We start from the raw sequence: 20,781 nt of genomic DNA on the forward strand, positions 1-20,781 counted from the left end.
GTGGTTTGTGCTCAAGAACTGGATGCGACAACGATGGAGTGAGTTTGAGAGTTTTCACAATTGTATAGATGCAGCTTTCAAAACCTGTCCTAACGTGCTCCCGTAGAGCTATACAACCTCAACTCCATCATGGCGCAAGGCTGTATCTGGAATATTAAACTCCAGATCTTCAAAATCCTGCTCAACCAGGATGGCTACTCGTTTTGCAGTTCGTAGATGTAAGTTCATAGTATTTTCAGAGGTGAGTGTGGTAGTGACAGCTCCTGACTAGAAACAGGCTTAAAGCAGACTCAAAGCAAGCCTGCCGATTGATAAAGTCGTCTTAAAATTGCCAGCACTTTTTCTCCATACTGTGGATCTGCTGACCAGCGACCGCTAAGCAGCTCTACTCTAGAAGACGCTCCACGTCGCACAAATCGAAACCGGGGATCGACAATTTCTTGCACAACAGGTTCTTCGTTTGCATAAGCTTTCAAGTGCTGAATGTGGGCACGCACTCCCAAGCGAGCGCTGGGAAAAGATGCGGTTTCTCCGCTACCACCAACTGTCCCTAACCCACCAAAGTTGTTCTGAGTAGCTTCCAAACCACCCACAAAGCTGAAGAAACCCGTTTCTAGCAGGGCTTGCGCGAAGGCAATATCGGAGTTGATGCCTTCAATTGCTGCTTCCTGAATGTACAGTTCGGCAATATCAGGATATTGTTCCAAAGCTTGGGGATTCACCGATCGCAAAAAGTTCTCTAGTTGTGCCTCTGAAAGAGAACCCGAACCGTTGATCTTGCCAATCTCACTGGGGGTAAGAGGTTGAACAGTTCGCAGAATTACCGTGCGGGTACTGGCATCCCAACCGACAAATACTCCTGCCTCTCGCAGATCAATCGCTCTGATATAGGCAACACCACCATAATCAATTAGACGAACGGTGGCAGGCTGGGTTAAGTCAATATCCAGTCGTTCAACAACATCAACTGGAACGTAGGCATTTCCCTCAACAATGATTCCACGGTCCTCATAAGCTTGATTATTGATGCTGATATTAATCGGCGGATAAGTGGGAGGGACAGGCGTAACGCCAGAAACTTCCTGGCTCCAAACGGTTAACCCGTTAGCAATGCCTTGGGCAATGTCTTGGGTGCGATTTTGAATCAGCGATCGCTCCGTTGGGTTTGTGAAAAAACCAATATTGAGAACCAGAGACGGAATCGTGACTTGACGGATAAATTCTAATCTACCCAAACCGGTTGCGCTGTCAGGGATCGCCCCTCGGCTGACTAAATTGGGTATCTCCTGAAGCAAAGAGAGCAGCACCAGTTGCGCTTGCTCCTGGCGTTCCTGATTGTCAGCAATGTAAAAAATGCTTGCCCCTCGTGCCGCAGGATTGCCAAAGGCATCGGTTTGAATGGCCAGCGCTACGTCGCCCGGTCGGGCACGGCGATTAATCCAGGCGATCGCCCCTGATAGCTCTAATGGAGGGACTGTAAAAACCGTAAAACCGCGCGATCGCAATAGATCAACTACCCGATCGCGTATCCGAACTAATGCTGCTTCAGCAGTTTCATCGATTGCCGCCGACTGGTTTGCATAGAGAAAAATTCGTCCCATCCTTCGGCTTTCCTTTAAAGATGAAACGGCTTGGCATCGCCAAACCTCTTCAGAAAACTAATTTATCGCCAAAATTCTCTGAATTAGTATAGATCAGTAGGTTAGCAAAGCAAAATTCAACACGAATCAAAGCCTATCACAACAGCAATTTCTTCTGCTAGTTTCTTGCCATTCATCGTTCAAACTCTTCAAAAGCTTTGTTATCCCGAAAGGGAGGGCTATTTTGCAAGCTTTACTTAACAAACAAAATAACCCAGTTGCAACTATCATTTCCTACAGCTTGTGTGTTGGTTTAGCGTCGCTTCTTCTTATCCACAACTGGACGGCCCTGCGTATCCAAATCCAGTTCTTCTCGTCGAACTTCTTCCTCAGCCTCTACTGTATCTTGTTGCACTTCCTTCCTAATGTTGACCTGCTCACGAACAAACGCTTCTTTGTGAATATCGGCTGTTTCCTCGTACACATCCATGCGAGCAACTTCTCGATCTTTAAAGTCAGCATTGCTGGGGTCAACCTTAGCGGTTCCTTGAGTTGGAGTAGTTCGATCAATCACAACTCGCTCCTTTTCAACTGGCACGGCGACTCGTGCAGTTTCTGTCTCAACTCGCTTACCGACAGCAACTTCTCCTGTCTTTTGCCTACTTTTACCTGCAATCAGTTTTTCCTCATACAGTTTTAGACTTTGATGATCACGCTCATTCAAGTCGTACAGAGATGACTCTTGTTGATAGTTATAGGAATCTCGATCTGTCCGAACGCCACTTGATTGCACACTTTCACCCGCCACAATGGGACGATAGGTGTCTCGAACTTGCTCTTCATAGTCATAATCGACCTTTTCTAACTCATCAAAGTTAGGCAGAGCTTCGACCTGCTGCTTGGTTAACTCTCTGACATATACTCGGCGATCGCTATAACTCACCGTTGCAACACCAACAGGCAACAACACTTTTTTACCAAAAATCCAGAAACCTGTGTCAACGACAAAGTAACGAAATTTTCCATCTTGGTCATCGATCAAGATGTATTCGATTGAACCCACCTTATCGTTATTCTGAGCATACACATCGAAATTCTTAATTTGGTCTGCGTCAAGACCTTCTTCATGATAGTTGGGATAAAAATCTTGAAGTTTTACTAGAGGCATATTAGCTCTCCTTTTCTATTCTTTCATCATGTTCACAGTAAAAAAAGAATTCCATCAATGCGTCTCACTATTGGGGGAGGTACCACATTTGAATTCACTCATTATTGTTATCTCACTCATTATTGCAATTAGTCTGCTGCAACAGTTCGATCAGGCTGTAATAGTGACGCTTTACATCTTCCTGATCTTGCTGCTCCGATAACTTTTTACAAGCACCCTGCTGAATCATCTCAGCCTGACCTTGTAAAGCAGCTTGATACTTGTGATTTTGCGTGTGAGTGGCGATGAGGGCGATCGCATTCAATAGGCGAATAGTAACCGCAGCATCAGACTGAGCATACCGTCGAATTTGATTGAAAGCTGAACTAACCAGTTCTTCAAAAGTTACCCGTTCAGCGATCACCCGAAGGTTACTCTGATCGTCATAGCGATAGGGAGAAGGGAAATCTCGCTGGGCCAGCTGAGCAAGACCGGCACCCAGTCGGTCTATACAGCGAATTGCCGTGAACGGATCATTCACAGCAGGAGAAATAGCACGCAGGGCGATTTCAACAAGTTGATCGATGGGAAATTCTACGTCTTGCTGTTCATTACGCTCCTTCCCAATAATGAACACATCGGTGATTTGCTCAATCAGTTTTTGGTTGATCTTGTCCCCTGGATAGACCATCACAAATTTGTCGCCCTTCGCAATGAACTTGCCAGGACGAGTTTTGATCCACACGAGAAGATTATGTTTACAGGCAATCTTCATCAGCTTTTGATCGTCAATGACCTGTAAATAACCTGTTTTATTTGCCGCAATGGGTTGAGCCTTCGCCTTAAAGTTGGCAGGAATCTCACTGACCTGTCGCTGCTTTAACTTGGCAGTGCCAATCTCTTCTGGAAAGAGTCGAGCAATGGCATCATCCAAATCAGCACTCACTCCAGTGATGACATGCGAGGCTTGAATGATGGTCGAGGCATGATGGATGAAATAGATAAGTGTACCAACACTGGCGATCGCCAATATGACACCAACAGTGACTGAAAGGTGCGGTACAAAAAATGTATAATCTTCACCGCGAACGGTTCGCAGGATCAGCAAACAGTAAACAAAGGTGCCTAAGAAAGTACCGAGAACAATCTGGTTTCCTGTATCCTGCATGAAGTTACGCAGCAGCCGTGGGCCAAAATTAGACGCAGCAAGCTGAAGTGCAACAATTGTGATTGAGAATGCCGTTGCTGTCACAGTAATCATTGAGCCCGCGACGGCTGAAAGCAGCGCTCGCGCTCCATCTGGGCCACCGCTGTAAATCCAACTCAGACTTTCCAAGCTTTTTGGAGTGGTTCGATCAACGACCAACATGCCAAAGGCTAGGGCGATCGCTGCGACCACCATAATACTTGGTAAGAACCAATAGCTTGAATGGAGCGCATCCCACAGCTTATTCAGCTTAGCATTTCTCATCAGTGCTGCCTGATTGTGAATTTCTACTCTCCTTCCTCTTCCACCTCTTCCTCTTCTACAATCCCTTCCTCTTCCACCTCTTCCTCAACGCCTATGCCTTCTTCAACACCCTCCTCTTCCACCTCAGGAGCACAACCAACCGCAAAGGTGAGTAAAGCACCCGCAGTAATCCAGCGAGCTAAATTTTTCCAAAGAGTTGTAGACACAGATGTTTCTCCTAATTCTCAAAAAATTTTGCTGTGCAACCAGGTTATTTATGAATAACCTGGTTACAAGAATCAACAACCAATAGGAAAGGAAGCATGTCTAATTTCCTATATTGCTAGCATCATCAATCTAGAAACACTAACAATGTTGGGATGGATGCTCACAACATAAGTTTTGTGAGTTTAATCAGGACTTTGACATGCCTCCAATTCGTAAATGACTCTGTTACATGCAGGTGTACCACTCCAGATCCGAAAGTGTCGAGCGCCCAACTTCACTTTAATAGTAAAGCTTGAGCAAAATGCATAACCTAGCAGCTTAATTATTTTTAGAAGAGCTTCTCTTTATTCTCTTCTACCCATAGAGGGAACGCAGGATGAAGAGAAGTTCATCTTTGGAGAATAGAAAAATTTCACGCTGATTTCATCATTGTATGAACTTCATAATTGGGTGTTAAATTCTACAGAAAAACATACTATTTAGAATTACGATTTAATTTGACAACAGTGCTGTTTGTCACGTTTGCCATACAATTGCCTGTAATTCCAAATCCCCCGCAGTAAAGGATTTCACAGGATTACAGTTCTCTTAAATTGCTCATTCTACAAATTAATTCAGAATGAATATATTGATCAGTATTGCTTGGTAATATTGGCTTACCTCACTCATCAGTTTGAGTGTTTCAAAAGCAAATTTATACCTAATGCAAGGGATTATTCTTCCTCTACTTTATTAACCTGATAAATAAGTTGAAAGAGGTTTTAGATAAATCTCAATGAATTAGGAGGTATTTATGTTTCTAAACACGATCAAGAACAGCCTGAAAGCGTTAGGTGTTGTTTCTGGCAGTTTGCTTGTGGGTTTACCCTTAATGGCTCAACCTGCGTCTGCACAGACTGAGGGGGAGATCAATCCTTGTCCTCGCATCTATTACGAAGAACCCTTTAACAGCAGCACCTTAGTTCCTGAAGGATGTCCATCTAATGCAATTAGCCAACAGCTAGGTATTAATCAGGCTACGGCTCCATCGGGCGTGACATTGGGTAACTCAGGAGATGGACAAATTACAAATCAAGCTGCATCTCCACGGCCCGGTATATTTGATCAGGCACCTTATACCAGCCAGCCCGGTGGTGAATTGCCTGGTGCAGATTTGACACCTCAAGCCATTAATCCAGCAGATGCTCCAACTACTGCTCCTGAAGCATTTAACCGACCTGGAACAGCTGAAACTCTACCCGTTCAGCCTCCGCTGCCGGGAGAGAGAAGTCAACCTGTTGCCTCCATCATGCCAATAGACGGTATGGTTGATGTTCAGTTGACCAATAACACTAATGCGATCGTTACGTATGAGGTAATTGGAGATACTCAGCGACGGGTACTGCCAGGTGGTGAGCAGGCTACTTTGAGAGGCATATCTTTACCAGCAACTATTACCGCTGTTCGACAGGATGATGGTCTTCTAAGAATGGCTCCCATCCAGGTTATGGAAGGCATGGTGGAAGTTTCACTAGATGAAGAAATTAGTCTTGACGACAACCAGGGTGTGCTGAGAATTCAGGAAGATGGTCAAATCTTTCTGAACTAGTTCAGAGAAATAAGTCAGACTCCTCGTCCGTTTTAACTTAGGCTTTACTCGTTTACTCGTATTGAAAACGAGTAAAGCAACGCATTCATTTGACGTTAAGGTGAGAGGGGTAATTTAAGAAGTGCCCCTCTCACTTTGCTCATGGCTTAGTGCCGGCTATCTATTGGAAAAGCATCTAGTCGCCAAATTTTTGATACCTCGTCATAAGGCTTAAAACAAATTTATGAACAAGCGTCCTAGCAACTCTATCTTGTATGCAGTTATTGCAGTCATAGCGCTGTTTGCTATTTATATTCTCGGCAATCTGCTACTTAAAGCACGTCGAGAGGTAAGAGAAGAAGGATTGAACCTACCTCATTCCTCTGAGCAGGTGTTTCAGGTGTAATCGGGGCATTCACAGGTCGTCTTAAAGCAAATCGAGTAAAGATGAGATAAAGATCCCCTATAATTAGGGGTAGAAGCAGCATTAGCAACACTTTTACGAACGACTTTTGATGCCATCTGTCTTGTTCTGATTCGTGCATATCAAGTACGTTATTAAGCTGGTCACTGCTAAGTTACGGGTTTCGTTCAAACTTTTTATTCTTTTGTTACCATCTCTTGCGAATGCGTTGGCGAAATATTTGGAGATTATTGCAAGCAACTTTTGCAGAATGGCAGCTTAAGCAATTTTCTGTTTTAGCATCGTCGTTAGCTTATTACACGATATTTTCTCTCGCTCCACTGCTGATCATTGTGATTGCACTTGTGGGAATTTTGTTTGGGGAAGAGGCTGCTCAAGGCAGAATTGTAGAGCAATTGCAGAGTGTGATTGGTCGAGAAGGGGCAGAAGTAATTGAGACGGCGATCGCCAACACTCGTCTATCCACAACTGACTGGAAGTCCTGGCAACTCTGGTTGAATCTAGGAATTTTAGTTTTTGGTGCTTCCAACGTCTTTGTACAGCTTCAGCGGGCGCTCAACCGGGTTTGGGAGGTAAAACCAGCGCCACAGTTCAATTTGGGCTATTTCGTTCGCAAGCGAGTTTTATCGTTTGCAATGGTGCTGGTCATTGCGTTTTTGCTGCTTGTGTCATTTGTATTTAGCGCTGTCTTAACAGCCGTATTTAGCTATTTGAATGATTCTGTTGTCGTCCCTAGCTTTTTCTGGCAGGTTGTGAACTTTACTATTTCATTTGGTGTAATTACGCTATTATTTGCCCTGATCTACAAGGTGCTTCCTGATGTTAGGGTTTCTTTTCGAGACACAGCCGTTGGAGCAACGGTCACTGCGGTTTTCTTTGTAATTGGTCAATTTTTGTTTGGAATAATTTTAGGACGAACAAACTTAGGCTCAGCTTATGGAGTAGCAGGTTCTTTAGTAGTTGTTATTACCTGGGTTTACTATTCTGCCCATATCCTCCTCATCGGCGCAGAATTTACCCAGGTCTATGCAAGAAGATACGGCAGGCCGATTGTTCCAAATAGCCACGCTGTCAGGATGACTCCCTATCACGAAACTGCCAAGGATTCAAACCAAAATCAGAAACGGTAGAGAAGTTTTTGCTCAAAATGGATTTTGTTATGACAGTACGAAGGTAAGTTAGAACGGAGAGTAACAGCATCGATTCCATGTAGCTTAATCAGTTTCAACTGATCTTTAGCTTTTGGTCTAAACTTTAGTTCAAGGTATAGAAGAATTGATTACTGCGATCCTATAGGTAGTTGCTCTGGTCTAACCGTTAGCTGCTGAGTGGAACCGTTGCGATTAACAGTGAGCTGTAATGGTTCTCCTAATGGCGTTGTTTCTACTTGGTCTTGTACTTGGTCAGCCGTTTCGATCGCCACATCATTTACTTGAGTGATGATGTCACCTGGTTGTAATCCAGCCTGTGCTGCTGGAGAGTTGGCAGCGATCGCCACAATCAACACCCCCTCATCCTGACTCACGGTAATCCCTATATCACTCTGGTTGATTTCCGCTTGAATCTCAGGAGTTAATTCAACCAGGCGAACGCCCAAATAGGGATGTTCTACCCGTCCTGTCTCAATCAGTTGTTCAGCAATTCGTTCTGCTTGGTCAATCGGAATGGCGAATCCTAACCCTTGTGCCCCCTGAATAATGGCTGTATTGACCCCAATCACTGCTCCTTCAGCATTCAGCAGTGGCCCGCCAGAGTTACCTGGATTAATCGCAGCATCGGTTTGAATAAAGTCAAGCCGCTTGTCTTGAATGCCAATATCTGAACCTCTGCGTCCCGTTGCGCTGATAATGCCTTGGGTGACCGTGTTGTTCAAGCCTAGGGGATTACCAATGGCGATCGCCCACTGTCCTGGCACTAGACTCTTTGAATCTCCCAGTTCAACCGTGGGTAGTGCATCGGCTTCTACTTTGATAACCGCAATATCAGTGATTGGATCAGCACCCAAAACTTCGCCTTCAAAAGAGCGACCATCTTTGAGCACAACATTGACGCTGTCTGCACCATCTACCACATGAGCATTAGTGATGATATGTCCCTCTTCACTGATAATGAATCCAGAACCAGTGCCCTGCTGCACTCGCTGTTCGGGAGGAACAAATTCACCGCCAAATTGATTTCCAAAGAAGCGCTCAATGATGGGATTATTAGAGGTGGAGGGTGTTTCTACTGTTCGTGTGGCATCAATACGGACGACGGCAGGGCCGACAGACTGCACCACTTCTGCAATAAAGTTGGGGCTAGTTAGAGTGGGGCGATCGCCGCCTAAATTAAACGGGAAGTTTTGAGCCTGAGTTGCCTCACTTTTGAAATAGCTACATCCTGCGCTGCCACTCAGGAGTAACACTGCTAAGTACAGTTTGGAGTGTTTTAGTAAATGCTGCATTTTTCCTTTGTTAAACAGGGTCAATTCTATTGAGATGTACTTCTAAACGATGCTTCATTGAGGAGACGCTGAGTTAAAACATGGTGTTAGAAATGGAACCCTAACAGGTTCCAGTAGAGTAAGAAGGGAATGAATACGATCGCTGCAAGTGTTACCAAAGATAGTGCGATCGCTCCTGAAAAGACCAATACCCTCTGTTCCAAACAGTGACGGTTACAACAGGTAAAACGAATGTCAGGGCAGCAGCAATTAAGGGCAGACAAAGGAGTGCGATCGCTACTGTAGGCACTCCATATACCAACTTCCATACACCAATCAGCCAGAAATACAAAGGCAGCCCAATCAGGAAAACTAGATTCAGCAACCCCACTATCCCGGCAATGTTTAATGCCCAATCGAAGGGTTTTTCCTTGGAGCGTTTACCTCGAATTTGCTGAATCAAGGGGCGAATTAGCCAGGCTACACAAGCCGATAGGAAAAACACGGTACAAACGCCTGCCAACCCTAGCTGAACCCAAATCGTTTCATGCCAAGGAACTCGCTCATAAGCACCAAGTTTGGGATATATAGGATTGAACGCAAAAGCAACATCTCCCTCTGTGCCTTCTCCAAAACTGGTCAGCGCATTATCACCCGCCCTCCGAAATAGCTGCGGCTCGATTGGCACTAACCGTGTTTGTCCGGGATTGCCTAGAAAAAACAGATTTGGAGTTTGAATCAGTAACGACTCATCCTCTCCAGCAGTAATCCTGATATGTTTAAATACTCCTGATATTTTTGTCATTGTATGACGAGGAAATTCCAGGTCACGGTAAACTCCCGTAAACCGATTTGGGTCAATATCAATGGAAGAACTGAGTGGAGCCGGATCTTCTGAAGCCGGAAAATAGCGATCGAAGAACTGAGTTAATAGTTTGCTGTGAATGCCACTAAATGCATTGGCTGCGACAAAAATGCCAATATTTTGATCAGGCATTAGTGTAAGGGAACTGGAATACCCTCTCAAGCTACCCAAGTGACCAATCGTGCGAATATTGTTCACTAATCTTTCCCGAAAGCTGTACCCTGTGCCAGGTAGCTTGGGATGTTGAGTAAAATGGGTTTCGTGCATTAGTCGCGTGGTTTCCGGCTGTAGGATGCGTTCATCCTGATAGCGACCGTCGAGTAGATGAGCAATCATAAAATGTGCCATGTCGGTCGCCGTTGCACTCAACGACGCTGCCGGAGCAATATTTAGATACAGGTAGGGAACTGGTTTAAATGTTCCTCCTTGCTTTTGATAACCTACCGCCAAATTGTCTGCAAGTTCGGGTGGTGGCGGTTGGAGAAACGTACTGCGCGGCATATCTAGCGGTTGCAGAATATGTTCGTCAATATATTGAGCAAAGGGCGTACCAGAAATCTTCTCGACTAGATATCCCAATAAGGCAGTACTGTGGCTAGAGTAACTGTATAGCTTTCCAGGTTGCCAGGCGATGGGGGGCATGTGGTCAGTCAGATATTTCCCTAAAGGAGTCATTTCCGCTTCGGTTTGAGCAGCAAGTCCAATGCGGCGTACTGTACTGCCGTCCGTGTGCATCATTAGACGTGCAAAAGTTACTGGCTCCGAAAAGGGATTATCCAGTTTAAAGTCGAGATACGGGCTAACATCCTCATTCACATCGAGTAGACCCTGCTCATAGAGCTGCATCGTTGCCGTGGCAGTGAACAGCTTGGAGAGAGAAGCAACGCGAAACAGAGTGCGATCGACATCAACTGGAATGTTCTCTGCTAAATTGGCATATCCATAGCCTTTAGCAAAGAAAATTTCTCCATCTTTGACAACGGAGATAACGACACCAGGGACACTGGATTTAGCAATTTCGTCCCCAATCAACTGATCAATAAAGTTTTCAAACTCTTGTGGATCATTCAAAACCACCTTTTCAGAAGTAGGAGAAACGGACGATCGCTCCTGATCAAATCCAGGGAGATGATCCGTCACAACGGGAAGCTGAGGTGCTTTTTGCGCTGAACCTGGTGTTGCGGCTAAAAGCAAAACCAGAACCAATCCCATCAAACTGCTAAGGATACGTTTGAGCGATCGCTTAAATAGCCTTCTCCGCCAGGGGCGGCAGATTTGTGCTCTTACCATAAGTCGTCAAACCTGGACTATTCGAACCTAAAGTTGTTGCTATTAAAATCCGAAATTGGAGTTCTTGAAAAGTTATTTGACTGGAGTGCTTGACCGTTGAAGTAGTCAAACACTCCAATACAGATTGTGACCGTTTTACCTGAATGTAAATTCTACGGGTGTCTTAACAGTGCTCTTTTCACCTGTTTTATTCAGCTGAAGGATAAACTTCGTCAGCGACCAATACAGGCTCCTGCGTGTATTCTGCCTCAATCTGGTTTCGTACATTCAGATCCCAGGTCAGATCATAATCTCGCTCGAAATCTGCTGTTACATACGGACGTAGAGTGCCTGTTATCACCACATTTTCTCCTTCCTCAAGAGTTGGACTGGGTGCAACCCCTACGACTAGTACATTTTCTCCACCAAACAACTGTTCCTCTTGAATGGTAAATGTATTCGGTGCGAGCTGTTCTCCGACTTCACCTTCAACCGCAATTACTTGACCATAGTACGCTTCTGGGTTTTCACTCACCTCTTCTGGATCAGGAGCAAAAGCAATGGATTGAGCCACGATTGCGGGTCTGTCTTCATAGTCTACGTAGAGGTCGGGGTCTAAATCTAGTCCATAGTCCCGCTCAAAGTCAGCGATTACCAATTGACGAACTTCACCAGTTACCTGAACCTCATCGGTAATTTCGCCCTCCGGCAGTAGGAAAGGAGTACCGGAAGCGTTGAAGACGATAACTTCTTCACCACCGAACAACTGGTCGTCCTGGAGAACGAAGGCAACTTCACCGATTGGGTTTTCAGCTTCACCTCTTACAGAAACCGTCTGTCCCAGATATTCTTCTACGTTACCTGTGAGTTCTCCGACTTGAACGTTTGCTTCTTCCGCTACTTCAACGGACTCTTCTGGGGAAACGTTTGTTGTCACACCGGTTGGGCCTTCGGTCGTTGCTTCTGGCTGGGTGCAAGCAGGGAGAATAAGTGCTGTTAAAGCGAGAGCGATCGCCCCTGCATAAAGCTTTCGACCTGCAAAATAGCGTTCTAAGTGAGATTGATTCGGTACTTTCATTTTCGTTACCTCTAAATTACTACGATCAGAACCCACATCTTTATCTGAAGCAGTGCTCAGCCGTTGATCTCTAAATTGACAACACGAATGCAGTTTGATGCAAGATGTGAATACTGAAGTTACATTCCGGTTTTGCTACTTCTCAAAAGCTCTTGACCAGCTTGTGGAATGTCACAATATGTTCAATGGTAATTTCTATAAAAGCTATTTACATCTCCCTTAAAGCACACAGATGACTTCCCTCCAAGTACTGAAAAGCTGAATTCACAGCAATTTTTCATCCTGATTTCATTTATGTGCAGTAAATTGTTATGGCAAAGTAAGATGATTAAAACCGCGCTTCATATTCTAATAGAACTCGACTTTCTCCAGATAAGTTAGTTGAGCCGCGCAGACGAAGCTGATCGCTGATGCGATAAAGCAGGTTGTAACGAGTTGGATCATCCGTTGCAATTACCTGTGACAGTGAAACTGAGAAGTCATCGGTGATGTCAACGCCTGCCTCTACCGCTAATCCCAACACTGAAACATCCGACTCCGGGTCGGTCACAATGGTTGGAGACAAGCGCAATTCACTTAAACCCAATGCTTCTCCAATATCATTAATATTTCCTTGCAGATTGGAGAACAAAGCGGAGCCTGCTAGATTCGCTAGCCCCAATGTTGTATCGGCTTGTCCTAATGTATTGATAAAGGAATGATAGAAACAGCTTTGTAAAAGTATTTCTATTCCTTTAATATGTAGATACCTGACGAAACCACCAAAATCTTAATGGCTACCATTGTAGCTATCTGAGCAGTTGATGCCTTGAGAGCTACTCAACCTACCCTTATTCATCACAAGATGCAATTAGCTGATTGAGACAGCAATCTATTGGTAGCATTCAGTCTATCCCATCGGTACTTAGCTTATTTGTTTTGGTGGTGTTTTTGATCGTGCTGTTACTTCTAGAAGCCAAGCAATATTGGAAAAGGGCAACTCGTTCTTTTCCATTTCCGTGGGGCGATCGCCTGATTGATTCTGGGAAGTAGATACTGATTAATTGTTGTCTTTCACAAGAAAGTGAAATCAAGGTGAATTTTCTGGTGGAACTTAGGGTGGAAAAGTTTATTCACCCTTGGCAAGATGAGAAAGACAACTCAAATTTATATAAATGATATAAGCCCATAGTTCGTTCACCTCTTGACACTGCTTTGACAGAGCTTTATCACAAACTCTCTTTATCGAGACTGTTTTCTGTTGATTGAGAAGAAAAAAGTTACGAGGCGATTTGAAGCAAACCAAGTAGATGACTCAGATTAAATTGCAATGTGAGCATCTAACCCGCAAGCAAAGTATTCACAGTGTAAGTATCTACAATCTAGTTACATCTACTTACATAGATTGATAGTTCTTGCCTTTAATCGTAAAAATGAAGACTCTTTAGTTTTTAAGAACTGTAGGGTAGGTATAACAAACGACTACTCCAGGAGACGAATACTAAAAGTTTTTTGCCGAACATTGAATTGGGAGATGTGTTTTATGCTGCATCAAAATTATGTTGTCCTTAAAAAGGTAGGAGTAGGGATAGGAGGAATAGTTCTAGCAGCTTCCTTACTTTCGAGTTGTAGCGCTTTGAGTCCTAATGATGAAATTCAGGAAGGACAAACAAACGTTACTACAGAAGATATTTCATCAGATGTGTCTAGTCTCATTGGACAACAAGTAACCATCAGAAGCCTGGTAGGAGAAACAGTTGGTGAGAGCAGTTTCTTTGTTGAACCCGAAAATGGCGAGTCCATTTTAGTGCTAAATACAACCGGTGCTCCCTTTGAGTTTCCGACGGCAGGTGTGCCTATTCAAGTGACGGGAGAAGTCCAGTCTTTTGTGGCGGCTGACATTGAGGATGAATATGGGCTGGATCTAGACGAAGGAGTATATGCAGAATATGAGGGACAACCTGCTATTGTTGCTCAATCTCTAGCGTTTGCTCCCAATCCTGAAGACCTCTATGAAAAGTATTCTACCTATCTCAATCAGCAAATTGCTGTAGAGGGAGATGTTCGCCTACTTGACACCACTGATGGAGCATTCGCTTTATTTGAGGAAGGCTGGGTAGATGACATTGGAATACTGGTGGTTGGCATCGACCGCAATGTTGCAGGCGGACCAGTTGACGCAATCCAGGAAGGAGAAAATGTTGTAGTAACTGGTGTAGCGCGTCAGCCTAGTGCTGAGCTGCTCCAGGAGTACAACTTGGATTGGGACGATAACGAGATTCAGGAATTTCTGTCCAGATACACCGAAAGACCAATCATCGTAGCGGATGGTGTTTATCCCTCTGCGGTTGACCCTGCCCCTGGCAGCTAAGCTTCACGGTCAATTCCTGGCGCATTGCAGAGGAAGAAAAAAGGTTCAAGATAGAACCTCGATTGAATTGTTGTTGAGTTCAAAAGAAAAAAAATGATTAATACAAGCAGAACTGTAAATACAGGCTACTACAAGCGTGCTGTAGGAGTATTCAAAAGGCGGGAAGATGTGGAAGATGCGCTTCGTGCGCTCAAAAGCGTTAACTATGACATGAACAGGGTTTCCCTCATCGCTCGGCACGTCGAGGATGTTAAAGGCGCTGAAGAGGTGACAGACAATCAAGGTAATGAGGCAAGTGAAGGTGCTGGTGTTGGTGCTACAACGGGTACCGTTTTAGGTGGCCTTACCGGCTTCTTGATTGGGGTTGGAGTGTTGGCAATTCCTGGCGTTGGTCCAATTTTGGCAGCAGGAGTAGAAATTTCTGCTCTAGGCTCTACTTTAGCTGGAGCGGGAATTGGTGCAGCAACGGGCGGCATTATTGGAGCTTTGGTTGGAATGGGCATTCCTGAAGAGAGAGCCAAGGCATACAATGAGCGCGTTAAAGCAGGTGAATATCTGCTGATGGTCAGCGGTACTGAAGATGACCTGCGTCGGGTCGAATCTATGCTGCGCGATCGCCACATCGAAGAGTTTGGCATTTACGATGCTCCTGACATGGCAAACACCGAAACAACTACGAGTCATCCAGTAGTTCAGCCTGAGCCACAAAGTGGACGAGTTGCAACAAAAGGAGTTGTAACTGACACTCGTGACATTAATAACGACGGTGAACCCGAAGTAGTTGTCGTTGACAAGCGAAACGCTGTTAATCAGCGCAACCAAACTCGATAAGTAACCCGCTAATTCTCATTCACTTACTTAAAGATGATTTTGGGCATGGAGACAATGTTTTCGCGCTCAAAGTCATCTTTTCTTACACTAATTTAGACAGCAAAAGCGACAGCTGGGCTAAGCTTACTGAGCGAACTAGTACTACAACACTTTAGATAGCGTTTTGAAAAATTTTTGCGACAGTACCTTGCTGGCTGCCTTGAGAACGTTCTTTGGGGTTTAGGATTACCGATTTTAGTGGTCACACAAATCTGGCTCAAAGAAGTGTGAGTGAAGGATATTTTAGACCTATGGACAGTTCCTCAAGAAATAAATTCAAGCTAATCTGTACCACGTGAGCGTTAGCTTTTCACCCCTAGTTAAAGCACTGCCTCAGATGAATACCTTAGTGCCTTAACACTTCAAAACGAAATCGGCATATCTAGATACGATTGCCTTAGCAGCTTTGGATCAGCTTACTTTAACAGATTAATTTGATGGAAGATGCCTTACCAATTACAGTTCTCATTAGCACGACCGTAATGGTTGGTATCGGTGCTCAGGTTTTAGCTAGCTGGCTTCAGATCCCCAGTGTTGTGTTGTTGCTGCTATTTGGTGTCATCCTAGGTCCCAGTGGCTCAGGGTTGCTGGAGCCGTCGCTTCTGGGTAGCGGCTTAGAAGTTATTGTTTCTCTAGCGATCGCCTTGGTTCTATTTGAGGGAGGACTGAACCTACAGGTTCGCAATCTGAGCAGTGTCTCGATTAGCCTTCGCAATCTGGTTACAGTCGGGGTGCTGATTACACTCTTAGGAGGGGCGATCGCTGCCCACGCGTTGAATCAGTTTCCTTGGGCGATCGCCTTTCTCTACGCCTCATTGGTGATAGTAACGGGTCCAACAGTTGTGACTCCCTTACTGAAACTCATTGGGGTTGAACAGCGAGTCGCCACCCTTCTAGAAGGCGAGGGTATTTTGATTGATCCGCTGGGGGCAATCGTGGCGGTGATTACTCTCACGGTTGTGTTAAGTCGGCATGAGGTGCCCTTAGTTCTGGTTGGAACAGCAATACCCTTGCTGCTGCTGAAAGGATTAGGGCTAAGGCTAGGGATTGGCACCGCGATTGGACTGATTGGGGGTAGCTTACTCAGCTTGTTGCTGAGACGATCTAAATCTTTGCCGCAAGAATTGAAGAATCTAGTCGTACTTGCGGCAGTGTGGGGAGCTTTCAGTCTGGCACAAGCGCTGCGAAGCGAATCAGGACTACTAGTTGCTGTGATAATGGGTATGGTCTTGCGGGCGTCTGCAATTCCCGAAGAACGTTTGATTCGGCAGTTTAATGAGCAGTTGGGGATTCTAGCAAATTCGGTGCTGTTTATTTTACTGGCGGCTGATTTGTCAATCGCTAGTATCCTTGATTTAGGTTGGGGAGCTGTCCTGACGGTGCTGACACTGATGCTCATTGTGCGCCCTATCAACATTCTGCTATCAACCTGGAATCGGAGCTTTAGCTGGAAACAGCAGTTCTTTTTGTCCTGGCTTGCTCCCCGTGGCATTGTCGCTGCATCAATGGCATCCTTATTTTCACTTTCCCTTACAAAAGCAGGCATCGCAGGGGGTGAGGCAATGAAAGCGCTCGTTTTTCTCACCATCCTGATGACAGTATTGATTCAAGGACTTACAGCAGGCTGGGTTGCTCGCTGTCTAGGGTTACAGACAACGCAGGTCAGAACCGCTATTGTGGGGAATACTCAGTTGAGTCAATTGCTAGCCCGACTGCTTCAACAGAAAGGAGAAACAGTGGCGTTGATTGACCTCAACGCTAGTGATGCTAATCCAGTTCAGCTAGATGACATTCCTATAATCAGCAAATACTTAGATCTGGAGGAACTAGAATCAGAAGGGATCGCATCATTGAGCACTTTCTTGACGCTGACTAACAATCCAGAACTAAACGGCATCTTGGCGCAACGGGCTTTAGAATTATTCTCTCCTGACCGAGTAGCCACTTTATCTCAACCCCTGCTGAATTGTGGAGATCGTCCCAGTTTTGCTACAACGGGCATCAAGGTTGCTTTTGCAGCTCAAGTTTCTCTTGATCGGTGGAATCAGTCTCTCGCCAAGAATGATGTGGAGCTGGTCGAGGTGGTATTGCAGTCAGAGGAATTTGCCGCACAGCAAGCTGAATTACAAGCCTGCATCGCGGCAGGTGATTTGCTGCCGCTTTTACTGAATCGAGTAGATCAGTTACAAGTTATGCTCGCTAATGAACCTTGGCATATGGGCGATCGCATCACCTTTTTGCTAGATAAAGCCTCATTTTCCAAAATACCGACATTGAACCAGAGCCACTCGACTCTCTTGCCTTTACCGGATCAAGCACTCTCAGAGCCAGTTTTGCGGTCTGTTGTAAAGATCTTTCAAAACACTATCTAAAGTGTTGTAGTACGTGTATTTCAGCTCTACTCATAGTGCTTCCAAAATTTTTTGCGACAGTACCAACGATTCTTATCCTTATCACCCCTTTAACCTGCGATTCCAAAGATTTCTTCGATAAACTTGGCTTGAGAGACACTGTCCCCTTGACCTATCCCGGTCACTTGTCCTTTTCGGGTCATATTCATTGCCTCAATCCCTCGCAGAGTTCTTCTTGCCGTGTGGAAGGATTGAAATCCCATCATTGGTTCTGTGATCCGCTTGATGTTTCGGTGGTCCTGCTCGATGAGGTTGTTCAAATACTTGCTCTGCCGCAATTGGGTCTCAGTCTTCAACGTTTGGTCTTCCTTCAATTTATCCATTGCCACGGGATAAGCGGCATTCTTATCGACGGTGATCACTCGTGGAACTTGAGTGTGCTTCGCGCTCAATACTTTGCGGAAAAAGCGTGCTGCTGCCTTCCCATCGCGTTTCGCGCTCAATCGGAAGTCCAGCGTGTTGCCCTCGGAGTCCACCGCCCGATATAGGTATTCCCACTCCCCTTTGATTTCGATATACGTTTTGTCCACCCGCCACGAATCGTTCGTCGGTTTCAAACGAGGGCGAATTCGTTATTCGTTTATCCAATTCTGGAGCATATTTCAAAACCCAGCGGTTGATTGTGGAGTGGTCCACCTCGACTCCGCGCTCTGCCATCATCTCCTCCAAATCTCGATACGACACTGCATAGCGACAGTACCAGCGCACATTCAACAGGATGATTTCGGGAAGAAAGTGTCGCCACTTAAAGAGATCGGAAGCTGCCATCGGGTTCAAGCCAAAGAAAAACTGGCTCTCCGATGATATGCTTAGTTCCTATTTTTGCGACGGAACCGCTCGGCTGCAAGTCCAGGGATAACCCAACCAATAAATTACCCCACCAACCAAAAACAACGCCACAAACGGCAAAGCAATCATCATTAACTTTTCGGCAGGTGTTGCTTTGCGCCAAATCTCCTGAGCTTCCTGCATGTCCTGGGCTGGGGTTTGAGATGCCATATTAAATCCTCAAAATGCAGCCTCATCTTGGCACTGCATACCCACAGCCGAGATCAGAGAAATCGCTAATTATTGTTGGCGATCGGGCGTGAACCATCCGACTATTGAAGTTCCTGCTTCCTTCTCAATCAGCCCTCCAATACCATCTCGACCATACGGAGGATTGATATTAATTAAGATGAATTTGCCTGGTCTGCGGTTAAAGGTTAGCTCTGCTTCCATCTCCTCAGCAATGACAGACGGTAAAATCATCGGCTCAACGCAATAGCCTTTGAGGGCGATCGAATCTGCTTCAGTTCTCGGGTCGTTTTGCAAGGTTCTCACCACGTCCGGCTTGGTCGGGACTTTGAGAAATGCATCCACCTTCCGAGGCTTAAAAACGGGTGCAGGCACATTGCCGAAGGCATCTGGTTCGGTGTCCTCAGTCAGAACTTGAAAAAACAAAGTTGCGTTTTCAAGTCCTAAAAATTCGCTACGCATGGCTCACCTCTGTCTTGCTGCAACAGATTTCCCACACTCGTTCGCTTGGTTCAAGAAGAGGCATCGCTATACTCCGACCGCTGCAACTTCTTCAACTTCAAAAAACTCTGACTTGAGAATGAGTGTTTTAGGGATGGCGATCGCATACTGCCACTGATCCTTCTCAACAGCCCTATCCCAGCTCAGCTTGAGAGTCAGGTCATCTTCACTCACAACCACTCCAGCCGTGCAAATTACTCTGGTGTCAGGAATATCAGCAGCTTTCACCTGCCCAGGGTGAGCATGGGCAACATTGCGCCAAAACACAACAGCAGTTCTCAGGGGTCAGACTCCTTGGAGAAGTGGCGATACTCCCTCAATTATCCTTCCTCTACTGGAGAGTGAGAATAAGGTCAATGATGATGAAAACCAGGCTGAGAGTGTTCACTAGAATTAGGTAGGCGATCGGTGGCACGAATCGCCCATCTCATCCAAATACGTCTCCAACCCATCCACTCCTTCCTGAACTGCTGGTAATTCCTGAACCAAAAGATTCAGTTTCCCCGGTACTTCAGTTGCTAGTTGCTCTAATGAAGCGGTTGCATCACTCATGAGCTAAATCTTCCTGATCTGACAGAAACCTTCTACAAAGCAGTTTGAAGATTGTCCAACTAACGAAGACATTATTGATAGCATTACATGTCTTGTCTACTGTCAATAATAATAATCATTAACTGCTACTTCATAACCATCTGGTGCTGGTTGTCCACCTTCTCCCTGTTCTTTAGCCGCTAAACCATGTCCACACACGGGAGTATTCGTGTCGTTATTCCAAACAGGTTCTCCGTTCTTATCAAGAACAATAAGTTCTCCATTATCAAGTGCCTGTCTAACCAAATCGGCTAATTCCTCTGGGCTTGCATCAGGATTATCGGTAGCAATCCTCCGTCCTACCTCGTTGTTATGCAAATCCATTGCCTCTGAAGCAGCCCAATTATTTGGCGTTGCTTCATGGGCAGTAGCATAGTCGGCTGCCCAAGGTTCTCCAAAGTCTTTGGTTAACAAACTATTCCAATAAGTATGACGAAAGGCATCACGATGTCCATCGGTGCTTAGCCATCTATTTCGATCTTCGCTGCGTATATGGTCAGGGTTACTGCTCGGGTCGGGAAACCGCTCGATCGCCTCATTGTTAGCCTGTTTATAGATGGTATAAAAGTTTTCTATCTGAGGTCCCCCAATAGAGTGGAGACTGTCGAGCAAAAGGTACTCTAGCATTGTTCGTTCCGGTACTGTTACTTTCCATCCAAAAAATTTTGTCTCCCTGGCCGCCTCCACCTGATAGCGAGGATCTTTAAGAATATCTTTGGGATTCTTAAGGCTATCCCTGGCTTCTTGAAATTGGGTTTTGCTTTCCTGTTGCCCGTTCTTTGCCGCTTCAATACGAGCCACCAACTCATCTACCAGTCCCATGATTTACACCTCACTAACATGCAGAAACTTGATGCAAAAACTAATCTTTCGTCTTCAATGACCTTTCATAAGATATCCCTCTTTCATCACTCTAGGCGGAGGAAAATCGATGAGGCACAGGATGAGGAAGCCATCCTGAGAACTGGTTAATGCACTGGATTAATCTCACAAAGCCAGAGTGTAAACCAG

At 45.3% G+C, this 20,781-nt stretch carries 20 protein-coding genes and 2 pseudogenes; 8 read left to right on the top strand and 14 right to left on the bottom strand.

The window, feature by feature from the left end; translation table 11 throughout:
* Positions 1-106: pseudogene (locus H6G00_RS06405) on the top strand (IS630 family transposase); the annotation flags it as partial.
* A 184-nt stretch (positions 107-290) separates the two neighbouring features.
* Here the strand turns inward: H6G00_RS06405 and H6G00_RS06410 are convergent.
* From H6G00_RS06410 to H6G00_RS06425, 4 genes are all read right to left on the bottom strand, one after another.
* Positions 291-1,601, bottom strand: coding sequence for an N-acetylmuramoyl-L-alanine amidase (locus H6G00_RS06410; protein WP_190796102.1), 1,311 nt, complete (start codon positions 1,599-1,601; stop codon positions 291-293).
* A gap of 292 nt (positions 1,602-1,893) precedes the next feature.
* Complete coding sequence (locus H6G00_RS06415) at positions 1,894-2,748, bottom strand: DUF2382 domain-containing protein (protein ID WP_190796103.1); 855 nt, start codon at positions 2,746-2,748, stop codon at positions 1,894-1,896.
* Positions 2,749-2,860: 112 nt separating this feature from the next.
* Entirely contained in the window at positions 2,861-4,198 is a 1,338-nt protein-coding gene (locus H6G00_RS06420) for a DUF2254 domain-containing protein (RefSeq protein WP_190796104.1), read from the bottom strand.
* A gap of 23 nt (positions 4,199-4,221) precedes the next feature.
* Complete coding sequence (locus tag H6G00_RS06425) at positions 4,222-4,404, bottom strand: hypothetical protein (protein WP_190796105.1); 183 nt, start codon at positions 4,402-4,404, stop codon at positions 4,222-4,224.
* Between the two features lie 794 nt (positions 4,405-5,198).
* On the opposite strand from H6G00_RS06425, the gene H6G00_RS06430 reads away from it, so the two are divergent.
* The 3 genes from H6G00_RS06430 to H6G00_RS06440 all read left to right on the top strand — a co-directional run bounded on the left by H6G00_RS06430 (position 5,199) and on the right by H6G00_RS06440 (position 7,526).
* Complete coding sequence (locus H6G00_RS06430) at positions 5,199-5,993, top strand: hypothetical protein (RefSeq protein WP_190796106.1); 795 nt, start codon at positions 5,199-5,201, stop codon at positions 5,991-5,993.
* 223 nt (positions 5,994-6,216) lie between these two features.
* Positions 6,217-6,378, top strand: coding sequence for a hypothetical protein (locus H6G00_RS06435; RefSeq protein ID WP_190796107.1), 162 nt, complete (start codon positions 6,217-6,219; stop codon positions 6,376-6,378).
* Between the two features lie 221 nt (positions 6,379-6,599).
* Positions 6,600-7,526 (top strand): YihY/virulence factor BrkB family protein, encoded by a 927-nt coding sequence (locus H6G00_RS06440; protein WP_190796108.1) that lies wholly within the window; start codon positions 6,600-6,602, stop codon positions 7,524-7,526.
* Positions 7,527-7,675: 149 nt separating this feature from the next.
* Here the strand turns inward: H6G00_RS06440 and H6G00_RS06445 are convergent, their stop codons facing one another.
* From H6G00_RS06445 to H6G00_RS06460, 4 genes are all read right to left on the bottom strand, one after another.
* Entirely contained in the window at positions 7,676-8,839 is a 1,164-nt protein-coding gene (locus tag H6G00_RS06445) for an HhoA/HhoB/HtrA family serine endopeptidase (RefSeq protein ID WP_190796109.1), read from the bottom strand.
* Positions 8,840-8,990: 151 nt separating this feature from the next.
* Positions 8,991-10,973: a serine hydrolase domain-containing protein gene (locus tag H6G00_RS06450; protein WP_199318348.1), complete on the bottom strand. Its 1,983-nt coding sequence runs from the start codon at positions 10,971-10,973 to the stop codon at positions 8,991-8,993.
* Between the two features lie 187 nt (positions 10,974-11,160).
* Positions 11,161-12,030, bottom strand: a complete 870-nt coding sequence (locus tag H6G00_RS06455; protein ID WP_190796110.1) for a hypothetical protein — start codon at positions 12,028-12,030, stop codon at positions 11,161-11,163.
* Positions 12,031-12,358: 328 nt separating this feature from the next.
* The gene (locus H6G00_RS06460) at positions 12,359-12,769 is read right to left on the bottom strand and encodes a translocation/assembly module TamB domain-containing protein (RefSeq protein WP_190796120.1); all 411 of its coding nucleotides are present in this window, start codon (positions 12,767-12,769) and stop codon (positions 12,359-12,361) included.
* 119 nt (positions 12,770-12,888) lie between these two features.
* On the opposite strand from H6G00_RS06460, the gene H6G00_RS06465 reads away from it, so the two are divergent.
* From H6G00_RS06465 to H6G00_RS06480, 4 genes are all read left to right on the top strand, one after another.
* Entirely contained in the window at positions 12,889-13,062 is a 174-nt protein-coding gene (locus tag H6G00_RS06465; RefSeq protein ID WP_190796111.1) for a hypothetical protein, read from the top strand.
* Positions 13,063-13,645: 583 nt separating this feature from the next.
* Positions 13,646-14,380 (top strand): hypothetical protein, encoded by a 735-nt coding sequence (locus tag H6G00_RS06470; RefSeq protein WP_190796112.1) that lies wholly within the window; start codon positions 13,646-13,648, stop codon positions 14,378-14,380.
* Positions 14,381-14,473: 93 nt separating this feature from the next.
* The gene (locus tag H6G00_RS06475; RefSeq protein WP_190796113.1) at positions 14,474-15,211 is read left to right on the top strand and encodes a histidine kinase; all 738 of its coding nucleotides are present in this window, start codon (positions 14,474-14,476) and stop codon (positions 15,209-15,211) included.
* Between the two features lie 476 nt (positions 15,212-15,687).
* Positions 15,688-17,622 (top strand): sodium:proton antiporter, encoded by a 1,935-nt coding sequence (locus tag H6G00_RS06480; protein WP_190796114.1) that lies wholly within the window; start codon positions 15,688-15,690, stop codon positions 17,620-17,622.
* Positions 17,623-17,711: 89 nt separating this feature from the next.
* Here the strand turns inward: H6G00_RS06480 and H6G00_RS06485 are convergent.
* The 6 genes and pseudogenes from H6G00_RS06485 to H6G00_RS06510 form a co-directional block, all read right to left on the bottom strand.
* Positions 17,712-18,429, bottom strand: a pseudogene (locus H6G00_RS06485) (IS6 family transposase).
* A 48-nt stretch (positions 18,430-18,477) separates the two neighbouring features.
* Positions 18,478-18,660 (bottom strand): hypothetical protein, encoded by a 183-nt coding sequence (locus H6G00_RS06490; protein WP_190796115.1) that lies wholly within the window; start codon positions 18,658-18,660, stop codon positions 18,478-18,480.
* A 69-nt stretch (positions 18,661-18,729) separates the two neighbouring features.
* On the bottom strand, positions 18,730-19,140 hold the full coding sequence (locus H6G00_RS06495) for a hypothetical protein (RefSeq protein WP_190796116.1): 411 nt from the start codon (positions 19,138-19,140) through the stop codon (positions 18,730-18,732).
* Positions 19,141-19,206: 66 nt separating this feature from the next.
* Positions 19,207-19,446: a hypothetical protein gene (locus H6G00_RS06500; protein ID WP_190796117.1), complete on the bottom strand. Its 240-nt coding sequence runs from the start codon at positions 19,444-19,446 to the stop codon at positions 19,207-19,209.
* Positions 19,447-19,572: 126 nt separating this feature from the next.
* The gene (locus H6G00_RS06505; protein WP_190796118.1) at positions 19,573-19,731 is read right to left on the bottom strand and encodes a hypothetical protein; all 159 of its coding nucleotides are present in this window, start codon (positions 19,729-19,731) and stop codon (positions 19,573-19,575) included.
* Positions 19,732-19,833: 102 nt separating this feature from the next.
* Positions 19,834-20,592, bottom strand: coding sequence for a hypothetical protein (locus H6G00_RS06510; RefSeq protein WP_190796119.1), 759 nt, complete (start codon positions 20,590-20,592; stop codon positions 19,834-19,836).
* Positions 20,593-20,781 lie beyond the last annotated feature (189 nt).

The organism is Leptolyngbya sp. FACHB-541 (genome assembly GCF_014695875.1).
Taxonomy (GTDB): Bacteria; Cyanobacteriota; Cyanobacteriia; order Elainellales; family Elainellaceae; genus JAAUTN01.